The sequence below is a fragment of the Streptomyces milbemycinicus genome (genome assembly GCF_002154605.1).
Classification (GTDB): domain Bacteria; phylum Actinomycetota; class Actinomycetes; order Streptomycetales; family Streptomycetaceae; genus Streptomyces; species Streptomyces milbemycinicus.
The window spans coordinates 1-12,904 of sequence record NZ_MUNE01000163.1 but is presented as its reverse complement, the minus strand read 5'-3'; the positions used below and the strand labels follow the sequence as shown (position 1 = coordinate 12,904).

14 protein-coding genes are annotated in these 12,904 nt (G+C 70.9%); 10 read left to right on the top strand and 4 right to left on the bottom strand.

Annotation, left to right across the window (positions count from 1 at the left end; genetic code table 11):
- Nucleotides 1-77: 77 nt before the first annotated feature.
- Entirely contained in the window at nucleotides 78-1,436 is a 1,359-nt protein-coding gene (locus CCN51_RS14700; protein WP_014178139.1) for an NsdA family TPR-like regulatory protein, read from the bottom strand.
- 372 nt (nucleotides 1,437-1,808) lie between these two features.
- Between CCN51_RS14700 and CCN51_RS55850 the strand changes: the two genes are divergently transcribed.
- From CCN51_RS55850 to CCN51_RS14680, 4 genes are read left to right on the top strand one after another with little or no spacing between them, the layout of a single operon-like run.
- Nucleotides 1,809-1,979, top strand: a complete 171-nt coding sequence (locus CCN51_RS55850; protein ID WP_014178140.1) for a hypothetical protein — start codon at nucleotides 1,809-1,811, stop codon at nucleotides 1,977-1,979.
- Nucleotides 1,976-2,272 carry a hypothetical protein gene (locus CCN51_RS14690; RefSeq protein ID WP_238545414.1) on the top strand — a complete coding sequence of 99 codons (297 nt, stop codon included), beginning with the start codon at nucleotides 1,976-1,978 and terminating at the stop codon, nucleotides 2,270-2,272. The genes CCN51_RS55850 and CCN51_RS14690 overlap by 4 nt, the downstream gene beginning before the upstream one ends.
- Nucleotides 2,269-3,159 carry a radical SAM/SPASM domain-containing protein gene (locus CCN51_RS14685; protein WP_014178142.1) on the top strand — a complete coding sequence of 297 codons (891 nt, stop codon included), beginning with the start codon at nucleotides 2,269-2,271 and terminating at the stop codon, nucleotides 3,157-3,159. The genes CCN51_RS14690 and CCN51_RS14685 overlap by 4 nt, the downstream gene beginning before the upstream one ends.
- Before the next feature lie 8 nt (nucleotides 3,160-3,167).
- A complete protein-coding gene (locus CCN51_RS14680) occupies nucleotides 3,168-4,298 on the top strand; it encodes a methyltransferase domain-containing protein (RefSeq protein WP_014178143.1) in 1,131 nt (376 codons plus the stop codon).
- Here the strand turns inward: CCN51_RS14680 and CCN51_RS14675 are convergent.
- Complete coding sequence (locus CCN51_RS14675; RefSeq protein ID WP_014178144.1) at nucleotides 4,289-5,566, bottom strand: sensor histidine kinase; 1,278 nt, start codon at nucleotides 5,564-5,566, stop codon at nucleotides 4,289-4,291. The two genes, CCN51_RS14680 and CCN51_RS14675, sit on opposite strands and share 10 nt — an antisense overlap.
- Nucleotides 5,563-6,249, bottom strand: a complete 687-nt coding sequence (locus CCN51_RS14670; protein ID WP_014178145.1) for a response regulator transcription factor — start codon at nucleotides 6,247-6,249, stop codon at nucleotides 5,563-5,565. Before CCN51_RS14670 ends, CCN51_RS14675 begins: the two co-directional genes overlap by 4 nt.
- A gap of 166 nt (nucleotides 6,250-6,415) precedes the next feature.
- On the opposite strand from CCN51_RS14670, the gene CCN51_RS14665 reads away from it, so the two are divergent.
- The 5 genes from CCN51_RS14665 to CCN51_RS14645 all read left to right on the top strand — a co-directional run bounded on the left by CCN51_RS14665 (nucleotide 6,416) and on the right by CCN51_RS14645 (nucleotide 10,860).
- Nucleotides 6,416-6,964: a hypothetical protein gene (locus CCN51_RS14665; protein ID WP_014178146.1), complete on the top strand. Its 549-nt coding sequence runs from the start codon at nucleotides 6,416-6,418 to the stop codon at nucleotides 6,962-6,964.
- Nucleotides 6,964-8,151, top strand: coding sequence for a peptidoglycan-binding protein (locus tag CCN51_RS14660; RefSeq protein WP_014178147.1), 1,188 nt, complete (start codon nucleotides 6,964-6,966; stop codon nucleotides 8,149-8,151). Before CCN51_RS14665 ends, CCN51_RS14660 begins: the two co-directional genes overlap by 1 nt.
- Nucleotides 8,148-8,804, top strand: a complete 657-nt coding sequence (locus tag CCN51_RS14655) for an ABC transporter ATP-binding protein (protein ID WP_014178148.1) — start codon at nucleotides 8,148-8,150, stop codon at nucleotides 8,802-8,804. Before CCN51_RS14660 ends, CCN51_RS14655 begins: the two co-directional genes overlap by 4 nt.
- A complete protein-coding gene (locus tag CCN51_RS14650) occupies nucleotides 8,804-10,081 on the top strand; it encodes an ABC transporter permease (RefSeq protein WP_014178149.1) in 1,278 nt (425 codons plus the stop codon). The genes CCN51_RS14655 and CCN51_RS14650 overlap by 1 nt, the downstream gene beginning before the upstream one ends.
- Nucleotides 10,082-10,197: 116 nt before the next feature.
- Nucleotides 10,198-10,860, top strand: coding sequence for a hypothetical protein (locus CCN51_RS14645; RefSeq protein ID WP_014178150.1), 663 nt, complete (start codon nucleotides 10,198-10,200; stop codon nucleotides 10,858-10,860).
- Nucleotides 10,861-10,896: 36 nt separating this feature from the next.
- Here CCN51_RS14645 and CCN51_RS14640 read toward each other — a convergent pair whose 3' ends face one another.
- Entirely contained in the window at nucleotides 10,897-11,697 is an 801-nt protein-coding gene (locus CCN51_RS14640; RefSeq protein ID WP_143675804.1) for a hypothetical protein, read from the bottom strand.
- 105 nt (nucleotides 11,698-11,802) lie between these two features.
- On the opposite strand from CCN51_RS14640, the gene CCN51_RS14635 reads away from it, so the two are divergent.
- Nucleotides 11,803-12,762 (top strand): D-2-hydroxyacid dehydrogenase family protein, encoded by a 960-nt coding sequence (locus CCN51_RS14635; protein ID WP_014178152.1) that lies wholly within the window; start codon nucleotides 11,803-11,805, stop codon nucleotides 12,760-12,762.
- The last annotated feature ends 142 nt before the right edge of the window (nucleotides 12,763-12,904 follow it).

The following is a 12,904-nucleotide window of genomic DNA, read 5'->3' as shown; positions in this document are numbered from 1 at the left end:
GCTTCCTCCGGCGCCGCAATTGATATCAAAATTGCGGCGAACCCTACACTTTCTCGTGCGTGAAGGGTCGTACTTCCTCAGGCCAATACCTTTCGTCGAACGATCTCCTGAGCGCGGCCGGTGAGGTCCCGGACATGCCTGTTGGCGCGGTGCGGCCGGAGGCACCGCCGCATGGTGGAGAAATGCTCGTCGGCACGCGCGGAAGACAGGCGCTCGTAATCGTCCAGGAACGTGTTCCAGGTGGCGCATGCCGCTTCCAGGTGACCCATTTCAAGCTGACGCTGGGCAAGCAGCCCATTCGCGTGCGCGCGGCCCTGCCTCTCCACGGGCGGGCGTACGCGATTGGATTCCCGCATTGCCTTGACGGATCCCGGTACATCCCCGAGTGCGTAGAGGACGCTCGACACATGGAAGTGGTACGCCGCTTGATCGTATCCGCCCACCGCATCACGGCGGTTGTCCGCCTTCGAGAGCGCGCCTTCTGTATCTGCCAGGCGTGCGAACGCCTGGCGACGATCCTTCACCAGGGCAGAGCCGTGCGCCTGCTGTCCTGTCAGGAACGCGCGCAAGCGGGGACCCGCGGTCGGCGCGGCCTCGGCAGCCGAGTCGGCCAGCTCCAGCGCCTTCCTTGAGTGTTTGAGGTTCGCGGCTTGCAGCGCCATGCCGCGCAGGGTGCGGCAGTACGTGATGTGGTCTTGAGCTGCCGCGGCCAGTTCCAGAGCCTTGACGTAATACCGCTGGCCAAGCCCGTGTTCTTTCTCGAACATGGCTATCCAACCAGTCAGGTAGACCAGGTCGGACGCGGCGGAGAGCATGTCTGACCTGACGGCCTCCGAGGCCCCCGCCTTGAGCCAGGGAGCCACGGAGTTGACCAGGAAGGCCGCAGCCATCGGGCGGGCATGCGCGCCGCCCAGCTCGTCGAGGATGTCCGCGATGCGCTCCGTCATGGTGCGCACCGTGGCCACCTCGCCGGCCCCGATCCGGGAGAGGCGCCCTGCGCTCTGATGGTGCAGACGCTTGGTCAGGTCGGCGTAGACCGGGACGGGTAGGGCGGCGGCATACAAGGAAGTCGCCAGCACCGCGCGGCGCGAGGGGTCCATGTCCGCCCTTCCGGTGTCGATCAAGCTCTCAAAGGGGTCGGTGGTTGAGTCGTCAGGTGCCTCGGGCTCCACCAGGAGCGGGGCTGCGAATCCGGCTTCCGCGCTGGTGACCGGTCGGCCAAGACGCCGTGACAGCGCCTCCAGAACGGCGAGCCGTGCCTTCTTCTGGGGCGTGATGCCCTTCAGCCAGTGTGTGACGGCGGACCCGTCGTAGTGCAGCGTGAGACCCATCTCCGCGCCCACTCGGTTCACAGCCGCGGCGAACTGCCGATTGGTCTCCCAGCGTGCCTCGTACAGCAGCCTGGCCAGGGCTTCGTTGGGCTGACGTCCAGTCATGAGAACCCGCTCCTTGCGGACTTTCAAGCCGTGCAAGCTTTGGGACTACCCATACCGTACCGCCTGCTCACTGCCCGTAGTTACGTAGTGCATGCCGAACAGCACTCGGCCTTAGTGCCGACCGACCGGGGAGTGAAGCAGTGGCAGAGGCCGCACCAACACTCGTGTCAGGGGAGGGCTGATGAACGCGAACACGCGTCCGCAGGAAACGTCGGAGGGCCCTAGCTCGCGCCCTACCTCGAACGAACTGGAGCAACGTGCGGAAGCTCTGGGCAGGGAGATCCGCAAACACCTGGACCGAGGCGAGTCGGTCGCGCTTCGCCCGATCTTCGGCCCTCACCTCGAATCGCCTACGGCGCGGGAGAACGAAACATGACCGCCGCTACCCGAGCGTGCGGGAAGTGCCAGGAGTACACGGCGCTCAGGGAGAAGGCCAAGCAGGAAGGGGACTACGACCGGGCCGGCGGCTACGAGGCCCTGCGGCGGCGTCACCCGTCCCACGCACAGCCGAGCCCGACGGCCCGATGGGGGTTGCCCGCATGAAGCAGCCGATGCCGTACAAGGGCCCCCAGGTTGGCCAGGAGGCGTACGACGCTGCCACGGGGCGCGTGGGTGTGCTCCAGGCCATCCATGACATCGGCGAGCTCGCCTTCGACCACAAAATGTCGGGGCCACGTGTGGCGTTCCTACGACCGGCTGAGGGAGGCGAGGAATGGCTGACCGACCCCGGGAACGTCAGGTTCCCGAAGGAAGCGCAGGCCGGTCCGGACTCGGACGAGCAGCCGCCGTGGGCATCGCTCATGCACGACATGACGCAAAGGAGAGTGCAGCGGTGACGGTCACGATGGAAAGCCCCACGGACGCCCGGGTAACGCCTCCGAGGTCGCTTGAGCTCGAGATCACAGGGACCTGTCAGCTCCAGTGCACACAGTGTTTTGCCGACTCGGGGCCGAGCGGTACGCACGGCGCGATGACGGCCGACGACTGGCGGTATGTGATCAGCGATGCGGCGGCGCTGGGCGTGCGCGAGGTGCAGCTCATCGGCGGCGAGCCGACCGCGCACCCGGCATGGGCCGGGCTGGTCGATCACGCACTGAGTCTCGGACTCGGGGTCGAGGTGTACAGCAATTTGTTCTACGTCAAGCCCGATTGGTGGGGCACGCTCGCCCGCGACGGCGTGAAGCTGGCCACCAGCTACTACAGCGACCGAGCCGAGGAACACGATGCGATCACGACCCGTCCGGGCAGCTACGAACGGACTCGTGCGAACATCGCCGAGGCCGTGCGGCGTGGTATCCCGCTGCGCGTCGGCATTGTTTCCGTACTGCCAGTTCAGCGAGTGAGCGAAGCGCGCCAGGAACTCGAAGCACTCGGTGTGACAAAGATCCGCACAGACCGGACGCGGCGCCTCGGCCGGGCTTCCCGGCCTGGGGCCGGGGCGGACGCGGCTGAACTGTGCGGGCGGTGCGGGCACGGGCAGGCGGCCGTCTTGCCCTCGGGCGAGGTGACGCCATGCGTCATGTCGCGATGGCTGACCACGGGCAACGTGCGGGACCACGGCTTGGCCGCGATCTTGGGCGGCAAGGCATGGGCCGAGGCGCTGCGCGTGATTCCGGTCCGCGCTGACGCGGCCCCGTGCGACCCTGACTGCAAGCCCGCATTGGACGGCGGCGACTGCTCCCCCGCAGAGCAACCGGCTTGTGACCCCAAGTACGAGGAGTGAGGCCGCTGATGGACTGGAAACCTCACGCCGAACGGCTCGCGGCCGAGGTGACCCCGCCTGTCTCGCGGTGGCGGGACGCGGTTGCCGGCACTCCCCGGCATTTCTTTGTGCCGCGGTGGTGGGAACCGGCAGGTGGCGGCACATGGGCGCTGTGCGACGGGTCGGCGGACGAGGCGGCATGGATGCGCGCGGCCTATTCGGACACGTCCCTTGTGACCCGGGTCGGCCCGTTGCACGCCGACAACGCGAGCCCCGAGGGCCAGCCGGCCGGATTACCCACATCGTCGAGCACCATGCCCGGCTTGGCGGTGCGGATGTTGCGTCACGGGCTGCTGTACGACGGCGCAGATCTCGGCCTGATCGGTACGGGTTCCGGGGGCAGTACCGCCCTCGCGGTACACCGCCTCGGCGACAAGCATGTCACGGCCCTGGACGTGGACCCGTACCTGACCGAGGCGGCGACGGCGCGGCTTGCCTCGCTCGGCATGTCTCCCCGGGTGGTCACCTGTGACGCGTCGGGGCCGCTGCCGGGCGACTTCGACCGCATCGTGTCCATGGTGGCGCTGCGCAGCCTGGCCGGCGTGCTGGCCGCGCTCCGCCCCGGCGGACGGCTGGTCACAACGCTGGCTCGGATGAACGTGATCATCACGGCTGACAAGGAAGCGGACGGCGTCGCCCGCGGGGTCGTCGAGTGGGACCGCGCCGGGTTCATGTCCGTCCGTTCCGGCGCCGACTATCCGCCGGGGGCGAGCGAGCTTTTCGCGGCCGTACGGGGCCGCGAGGGCGAGGACGTGACTGAGGGCCGCTACCCGGTGCTCAACGTCGCAGAAGCATGGGACGTGCGCGCCATGCTGGAACTCGCCGCGCCCGGCGTCGAGACCTACTACGAGGAGCACGGCGAGCAGCGTACGGCGTGGCTGGTGCACCGCGACGGCTCATGGGCGCGCGCCTCGGCGACGTGGATCCAGCCGCCCACGGTCCACCAGGGCGGCCCGCGGCGACTGTGGACCGTGCTGGAACGTATCCGGCACCGGCTCAACGCCGAGGGCGGCCTGCCGATCTATGGCAGCCGCGTGCACATCACGCCCGACGGCGCGTGTCACTTCACGCGCGGCGGGTGGTCGGCGTCTTACGGCTGACCGGACATGCCGTCCGCCTCCGCGTGCGCGGGCAGGGTCACCGTCATGGTCAGGCCGCCGCCCTCGCGGGGGCGGGCCGTGACCTCGCCGCCGTGGGCGCGGGCGATGGAGCGGACGATGGACAGGCCGAGGCCCGCGCCCTTGGCGGTGACCAGGCGGTCGGTGCCGAGGCGGCGGAAGGGCTCGAAGAGGGCGGGGAGTTCGTACGGAGGGACGGCGGGGCCGGTGTTGCTCACCTCGATCTCCACCTCGGCTCGGCCGTCGTCGTTGCCGTCGTCGTCGCGGGCGCGGCAGGCGACCCGCACCCAGCCGCCGCCGTCGGGGGTGTTGTGGCGGATGCCGTTCTCGACGAGGTTGTGCACCAGCCGTTCCAGCAGCAGCGCGTCGCCGGTGGTGGGGGCCGGGGCGGTCCTCTGCGTCACCGTGATCGCGGCCGCCTCCGCCTCCCGCGCGGTCTGTCCGACGACGTGGTCCACGACGTCGGAGAGGTCGACCGGCGCGCGCTCGGTGATCTCGTTCTCCGAGCTCGCGAGCAGCAGCAGCCCGGTGATCAGCCGCTCGTGGCGGGCGTTGATCTCAAGAAGGGTCTCGCCGAGCTGTTTGACGTCCTCGGAGGCGGTCCTGCGGTGCATCGCGACCTCGACTAGGGCCCGCCCCAGGGTCAGCGGGGTGCGCAGCTCGTGTGAGGCGTTGGCGACGAAGCGGCGCTGGCCGTCGAAGGACCGGTCGAGCCGTTCGACCATCGTGTCGAAGGTGTCGGCGAGGTCCTTGACCTCGTCGTCGGGGCCGCGCAGGGCGATCCGTTCGTGCAGGCCGCGGTCGGCGGCGGGGGCGCTCGCGATACGGCGGGCGGTGTCGGTGACCCGGTGCAGCGGGGCCAGCACCCGGCCGGCGGCCAGCCAGCCGAAGCCGGCCGCCACGCCGCCGACGACCAGGAGGGCGAGCCCGCCCTGGGTGATGAGCGAGGTGGTGGCGGCGGCGTTCAGCCGGTCGCGTTCGTCCTTCACCCAATTCTGCGCCGACTCGTCGGTGAGAACTTCGCCGTCCCCGGTGATCACCTGATTCCGGGGCGGGCCCGAAGCGGGGTCGTCGGACTTCACATTGCGGGCGTAGATCTTCAGACCGCCGCCGGCGAGCTGCTGGTTGAACAGCGCGTACGTGACGCCGAGCAGCACTACGCCCGCGGCGAGGAACAGACCCCCGTAGATCAGGGTGAGCCGGGCCCGCAGGCTGATCCGGCGCGGCAGGACTTGTCGGCGGCGCCTCATGCGATCCGGTACCCCACACCCGTGACGGTCTCGACGACCTGCGGCTCGCCGAGCTTGCGGCGCAGCTTCAGCACGGCCAGCCGGACCGCCCCGGTGAACGGGTCGGCGTGCTCGTCCCATGCCTTCTCCAGCAGCTGTTCGGCGGAGACCGCGCTCCCATCGGCCCGCAGCAGCTCGGTCAGCACGGCGAACTCCTTCTTCGACAGCGGTACGTAGCGCCCGTCCCGGAACACCTCGCGGCGGGCCGGGTCCAGGGTGATGCCGGCCCGGCGCAGCACCGGCGGCGCGGCCGGGCGGCTGCGGCGGCCCAGCGCCTGGACACGGGCGGCGAGTTCGGCGAAGGCGAAGGGCTTGGTGAGGTAGTCGTCGGCGCCGAGGGTGAGCCCGGCGACGCGGTCGGCGATGTCGGCGGCGGCGGTGAGCATCAGCACGCGCGCCGTCGTCCCATCCCCGGACCCATCCCCGATCCCATCCCCGGACCCGGCCAGCTCACGGCAGATGTCGTCGCCGTGCACACCGGGCAGGTCCCGGTCCAGGACGACCACGTCGTAGTCGTTGACCGTCAGCCGCTCCAGCGCCGCCGCGCCGTCGTACGCGACATCGACCGCGTGCGGCTCGTCGCGCAGCCACTCCGTGATCGCGTCGGCGAGCAGGGGTTCGTCCTCGACCACCAGCACCCGCATCCGTCCCCTCCCCCTTCCCTTCTCTCCACCAGCCCCCTGCGGGCGAGGCCATGGTGCCCGGTGCGGTGTTTCCGCGGTGTTAGTGCGCGACGGAAACGTGGGGGAAACGCGGTCTGCTCTTGCATCCCTTCTCGTACGGACCGATCGAGCAGAAGGAGACAACGCCATGAGCAGGCGGATTCTCGGCATGGCCGCGGCCGTGCCACTGGTGCTGACCCTTGCCCTGTCCCTGACCGGATGTGGCTCCGACGGCGGCGGCGACGGCAAGGTGGCCTCGGCGAACGGCGCGAAGAAGGGCGGCGGCAGCAGCGCGGGCCCGAGCATGGACCCACAGGAGATGGGGGTCAAGTTCGCGCAGTGCATGCGCGAGCACGGCATCGACATGGAGGACCCGGAGCCCGGGCAGGGCATCAGGCTCTCCATCCCGCCCGGCACCCCCAAGGGGACGGTGGAGAAGGCCCAGGAGGCCTGCCGCGAGTACGACCCGGTGCAGAACGGGGGCGGACGCAAGCCGGACGCGAAGGCGCAGGAGAACATGCGCAAGTACGCCAAGTGCATGCGTGAGCAGGGCGTGGAGAACTTCCCCGACCCGCAGACGGAGGGCGGACTCCGGGTCGAGGGATCGGTCATGGACGACCCCGACTTCTCCAAGGCGGAGAAGGCGTGCAACAAGTTCATCGGCGGTGGCGGCACGTTGCACAAGGAAAAGGGCTGATGGGGGAGGTGGCCGTGGACAGCGCGTCGGAGGGGGCCCGGACGCCCGCACCGGAGCAGGCATCGGAGCAGGCACCGGAGCAGGCAACTGCCCTCAGTCCCCGGCGCCGTAAAGCCCGGGGCCGAGGCCGGAAGGTGGTCGCCCTCGCCGTCCTCGTCCTGCTGGCGGGCGGCGGCGTCACCGCCGCGAAGCTGGGTCTGGGCGACCGCGGTTCGGGCGACAAGGCGGCGAGCGAACTGCCGCCGAGCACCGCCGAGGTGACCCGCCGGACGCTCAAGGACACCCAGAGCGTCGACGGACAGCTCGGCTTCGGCCCGACGACCACCCTGACCGCCCGGCGGCCCGGCACGGTCACCGAGGCGCCCGACGCCGGGGACCGGATCACCCGCGGCAAGGCGCTGTACGGGGTCGACGGGCGCCCCGTGACGCTGATGTACGGCTCGACGCCCGCGTACCGCGCCCTGAAGCAGGGCGCCGAGGGCGCGGACGTACGGCAGCTGGAGAAGAACCTCAGCGCGCTCGGCTACACGGGCTTCACGGTCGACGACGAGTACACCGCCGGCACGGCCGACGCGGTGCGCGAGTGGCAGGAGGACCTGGGGCTCGCGGAGACCGGGGCCGTGGAGCTGGGGAGTGTGGTGTTCGCGCCCGACGCGGTCCGGGTGGACAGTGTGGCGGCCCGTAAGGGCGACACGGTCGGTCCCGGCGGCAAGGTGCTGTCGTACACCGGCACCGAGCAGGCCGTCACGGTGGAGCTCGACCCCGCCGACCAGCGGCTGGCCAAGAAGGGCAGGGAGGTCGAGGTCGAGCTGCCGGACGACCGGACCGTCAAGGGCACCGTCCAGGACGTTGCCACGGTGATCGAGCCGGGCAACGGACAGGGGGAGGAGGCGAAGACGAAGGTCGAGGTGGTCATCGGGTTCAAGGACGCGGCGGGCCGGAAGGCCGCCGACGCCTACGCACTGGCCGCGGTGCACGTCGACTTCACCTCCGAGACCCGTAAGGACGTGCTCACCGTGCCGGTCGGCGCGCTGCTCGCACTCGCCGAGGGCGGCTTCGGCGTGGAGGTCGTCCACGGCTCGGCCTCGGAGTATGTGCCGGTCACCACCGGTCTGTTCGCCGACGGCCGGGTGGAGATCTCGGGCAAGGGCATCGCCGAGGGTACGAAGGTGGGGGTGCCCAAGTGATCCGTCTGACGGATGTGACCAAGACCTATCCGGGCGGGGTCACCGCACTGGGCGGCGTCAGCCTGGACATCGCGCCGGGTGAACTCGTCGGCATCGTCGGCCCGTCCGGCTCCGGCAAGTCCACGATGCTGCACATCCTCGGCACCCTGGACCGGCCCACGACCGGCGGTGTGCGCATCGACGGATACGACGTCGGCGCGCTCTCCGACACCAAGCTCTCCGCGCTGCGGGCGAGCCGCATCGGCTTCGTCTTCCAGCACTTCCACCTCGCCACCGGCACCTCGGCGCTGGACAACGTCGCCGACGGGCTCCTCTACTCCGGGCTGCCGGTGGGCGAGCGGCGCAGGCGCGCCGCGCTGATGCTGAACCGGGTCGGGCTCGGCCACCGGGTGCACCACGAGCCGCACGAGCTGTCCGGCGGCGAGCGCCAGCGCGTCGCCATCGCCCGCGCGGTCGCGGGCGACCCCGCGCTGCTGCTGGCCGATGAGCCGACCGGCGCGCTCGACTCGGTCTCCGGCGCCGAGGTGATGCGGCTGCTGCGGGAACTGAACGCCGCAGGGACGACCGTCGTGATCATCACGCACGACTGGGAGATCGCGGACGGTCTGCCCCGGCAGGTGCGGATGCGCGACGGGCGGGTGGTGGCGGACTGATGGCCACGGACACTCCCACAAAGGCCCGTACCGACCGGCCCGGCCGTACGGACCGGCCCGGCCGTACGGACCGGCGCGCCGATGCGCTCCGCCCCGCCCGGCTGCGCCCCCGCGACGTGGTCAAGGTCGGCGCGGTGGGCCTGCGCACCCGCCCGCTGCGGGCCTTCCTGTCCGCGCTGGGCATCGCCATCGGCATCGCGGCGATGGTCGCGGTGGTCGGCATCTCGTCGTCCTCCCGCGCCGATCTCGACCGCAGCCTGGCCGCGCTGGGCACCAACCTGCTGACCGTCTCGCCCGGTTCGACGATGTCCGGCGGCCAGGCCCGGCTGCCGGAGACCGCGGAGGAGATGGTGGCGCGGATCGGCCCGGTGTACTCGGTGTCGGCCGTCGGCAAGCTCACCGGCGCCAAGGTCTACCGTACGGACAAGATCCCCGAGGCGGAGACCAACGGCATCGCCGCCTTCGCCGCCCGCACCGATCTGCGCTCCACCCTCGGCGCCAAGCTCCGCGCCGGCAGCTGGCTCAACGGCGCCACCAGCACCTACCCGACGACCGTGCTCGGCGCCACCGCCGCGGAACGGCTCGGGATCGGACAGGTCGGCCCGGATACCCAGGTCCTGATCGGCGGCCGGTGGTTCACCGTCGTCGGCATCCTCGAACCCGCCCCGCTCGCCCCCGAGCTGGACACCGCGGCCCTCGTCGGCTGGCGCGCGGCCGAGACCGAGCTGTACTTCGACGGGCGACCCACCACGATCTACACCCGCTCGCAGGACTCCGCGGTCGAGTCGGTGGCCTCCGTCCTGGGTGCCACCGCCAACCCCGAGGCGCCCGGCGAGGTCGAGGTCTCCCGCCCCTCCGACGCCCTGGCCGCCCAGCAGGCGGCGGGCGAGGCCTTCACGGGGCTGCTCCTCGGTCTTGGCGCGGTGGCGCTGCTGGTCGGCGGCGTCGGGGTGGCCAACACGATGGTGATCTCCGTACTGGAGCGCCGGGCGGAGATCGGGCTGCGTCGCTCTCTGGGCGCGACCCGGGGCCAGATCCGTACCCAGTTCGTCGCGGAGTCCCAGCTCCTGTCGGCCCTGGGCGGGGCGGGCGGCGCGCTGTTGGGCGCCACGGTCACGGCGGGCTACGCGCTGTCGCAGGGCTGGCCCGTCGTGATCCCGCCGTGGGCGCTGCTCGGCGGCCTGGCCGCGACCCTCGCCATCGGCGGCCTGGCCGGCCTCTACCCGGCGCTCCGCGCCTCCCGGCTCTCCCCGACGGAGGCCCTGGCCATGCCGTGAACGGGCCGAGCCGTCCGCCCGCCCGGTGCCCACGGGGGCGGGCGGACGGCTCGCCGTTGTGTCGGTCCGGCATGGTTGGATGGCCGGACCGGACAAGACGGGGCAAGGAGGGGGAGTTGAACCTGTCACGGCGCTCGTACGCGCTGATCGCGGCGCTGGTCCTGAGCCTGCTCACCCTGGTCTACCTGGGCAGCCGCGGCTCGCGGGACGCGGCCGGCGAATCCGTACCATGGCCCGCCGACGACCCCTGCCTGAAGGACGCGCCCCACCCCTCGGACTGGGACGAGGAGGAGCCGCGACTGGTCACGCTCAGCCACGGATACTCCTCGAAGTCCCCGCTGGGTGGCGAAAAGCACTTCACCATCGGGGCGAGCATCAACGTGGGCCGCCACCCGCTCGTCCTCCACACGCCCCTCGCGCAGCGCGGGGTGTCGGTCCGCTTCTGCGCCCCGCACGGGAAGGGCCTGATGGCGGAGGCCAAGGGGCTGTCGCCGAAGTCCGTCGAGGCACCCGCCGCCAAGGACGGCGCGATCCGCGTCACCCGTGAAAAGCCGCTGCACTTCACGGTCGAGCTGCCGCCCTCGGCGCTGCGGAACGGCTACTCGATGTCCGACCTCATGGCGTCCACCCCGCCCCGCAGCAACGACGCGGCCGACTATCCGGTCCTCGTGCTCACCGTCTCCGACCCCGGCCTGGACGCCCCGCTGGTGGCGGTCTCCTTCAAACCGGACTCCACCCCGACCGCGCAGGCGCTCGGCGCGCCCGCGCGGGTGTCTTGAGCCGGTGCTCCGCCCGGCCGGACGCGCGGGGACTTCTCAGGACTCGGTGTCCGAGGACTCGGTGTCCGAGGACTCGGCGTCCTCGGACGCGGCCTTCGCAGGCTTCGTGTCCTTGGCCTTGGCGTCCCGAGGCTTCGTGTCCTCGGGCTCGGCCTTCTCTGGCTTGGCGTCCTCGGCCTTGGCCTTCGCGTCCTCAGGCTTCGTGTCCTTGGCCTTCGTGTCCTTGGGCTTCGCGTCCTTGGGCTTCGTGTCCTCGGGCTTCGTGTCCTCGAAGTACGTGTCCAGGACCGCGTCGAGTTCCGCCGTCCACTCCTTGAGGGCCTTCCTCGACGACGCCCCGACATCGGCCGAGTACCAGCGGCGAGCGGTCGTGTAGACCGTGACGGAGAACCGGCGCCCGAACCGCGGGGTGTCGATCTCGACCGCGCCGATCTCGCTCCAGTCGAACTCCGCCGTCTCGCCGTCCAGCAGGAGAGTGACACCGCGACGGCCGGCGCTGATCGAGCCGCGGTGATCGGAGGCCTTGAAGACGGGGCCGTCGGCCTCCTCCTCGTCCGCGTCTCCGTCCTCGGCCTCCGTGGCCTCGGCTTCGGCGGTGTCGTCCTCTTCGGCCGCGTCCGCGGATTCGGCCTGCTCGTCCTCGACGGCATCGACGGCATCGACGACATCCGCCGTCTCTGCGGCCTCGTCAGGGACGGCGTCCTCGGGTGAGGGCTCGGTTGCCTCCTTCGGCTCCTTCGGCTCATCAGGGCGCGGGGCCGTGATGCCCGGGATGTACGCCGGATCGAACCCGGCGGCGGGCACGGGCGGGGTGCTCGGTCCTATGCGCTGCTCCACGGCGGGCAGTATGGCCGATAAACCTGTGCCGGGAACAGCCTCACAGGCTGTGCCCGGACAACGAAACGGACAACATAACGCGGAAAGCCGCGGTGAGGGAGCGGAATGAAGCTGCGCTGTGCGGTGCTCGACGACTTCCAGGGGGTGGCCATGACCAGCGCCGACTGGACGCCCGTCCTGGATCGGGTGGAGGTGGTGAGCTTCACCGAGCACGTCGGCACCGAGGATGAACTCGCCGCGGCTCTGGCCGACTTCGACCTCATCGTGACCTTGCGCGAGCGCGTGGCCTTTCCCGCCTCGCTGTTCTCCCGGCTGCCCAGGCTGAAGCTGCTGATCGCCTCCGGGATGCGCAACTCGGTGATCGACTACGCCGCGGCCGAGCGCCACGGCGTGACGGTCTGCGGCACCGCCAGCTCCCAGGCGCCGCCGGTCGAACTGACCTGGGCGCTGATCCTCGGCCTGGCCCGGGGCCTGGTCGTCGAGAACACCGCGCTGCGTACGGGCGGGCCCTGGCAGAGCACGGTCGGCGCGGATCTGCACGGCCGTCGGCTGGGGCTGCTGGGCCTGGGCAAGATCGGCAGCCGGGTGGCGGGGATCGGGTCGGCCTTCGGGATGGAGGTGACGGCCTGGAGCCAGAATCTGACGCGGCAGCGGGCCGACGAGGTCGGGGTGGCGCTCGCCGGGTCCAAGGAGGAGCTGTTGGCCTCCAGCGATGTGGTCTCCATCCACCTCGCGCTGAGCGACCGCACCCGCGGTCTGCTGGGCGCCGCGGAGCTGGCCCTGCTCAAGCCGGCCGCGTACCTCGTCAACACCTCCCGGGCCGCCATCGTCGACCAGGACGCGCTGATCGACGCCCTGCGGCGCGGTGCCTTCGCCGGGGCGGGGGTCGACGTGTTCGACGTCGAACCCCTTCCGGCGGACCACCCCATGCGCACCGTGCCCCGGCTGCTGGCCACCCCGCATCTGGGATATGTCTCCCAGGACAACTACCGCAGGTACTACGGCGAGGCCGTCGAGGACATCCAGGCATTCCTCGACGGCTCGCCCGTACGCGTCCTCGGCTGACGCCCGTACGCCCGTCCGTAAGTGAATCTCAAGTCTGCTGTGACTTCGGCTGTGGGCACGGGTCTGTGTTCTTGGCCCGCGCCCAGGGCGGCCGTCACACGGGGCGCTGCTGGTTCTCGATGTACTGGCGTACGACGGTCAG

Bases quoted from the DNA above. Each gene is read 5' to 3' on its own strand.
- CCN51_RS14665 (WP_014178146.1), top strand. From the start codon at position 6,416: ATGAGCAGGCGGATTCTCGGCATGGCCGCGGCCGTGCCACTGGTGCTG.
- CCN51_RS14700 (WP_014178139.1), bottom strand. From the start codon at position 1,436: ATGACTGGACGTCAGCCCAACGAAGCCCTGGCCAGGCTGCTGTACGAG.
- CCN51_RS14635 (WP_014178152.1), top strand. From the start codon at position 11,803: ATGAAGCTGCGCTGTGCGGTGCTCGACGACTTCCAGGGGGTGGCCATG.
- CCN51_RS14670 (WP_014178145.1), bottom strand. From the start codon at position 6,249: ATGCGGGTGCTGGTGGTCGAGGACGAACCCCTGCTCGCCGACGCGATC.
- CCN51_RS14690 (WP_238545414.1), top strand. From the start codon at position 1,976: ATGAAGCAGCCGATGCCGTACAAGGGCCCCCAGGTTGGCCAGGAGGCG.
- CCN51_RS14660 (WP_014178147.1), top strand. From the start codon at position 6,964: ATGGGGGAGGTGGCCGTGGACAGCGCGTCGGAGGGGGCCCGGACGCCC.
- CCN51_RS14675 (WP_014178144.1), bottom strand. From the start codon at position 5,566: ATGAGGCGCCGCCGACAAGTCCTGCCGCGCCGGATCAGCCTGCGGGCC.
- CCN51_RS14680 (WP_014178143.1), top strand. From the start codon at position 3,168: ATGGACTGGAAACCTCACGCCGAACGGCTCGCGGCCGAGGTGACCCCG.
- CCN51_RS14650 (WP_014178149.1), top strand. From the start codon at position 8,804: ATGGCCACGGACACTCCCACAAAGGCCCGTACCGACCGGCCCGGCCGT.
- CCN51_RS55850 (WP_014178140.1), top strand. From the start codon at position 1,809: ATGACCGCCGCTACCCGAGCGTGCGGGAAGTGCCAGGAGTACACGGCG.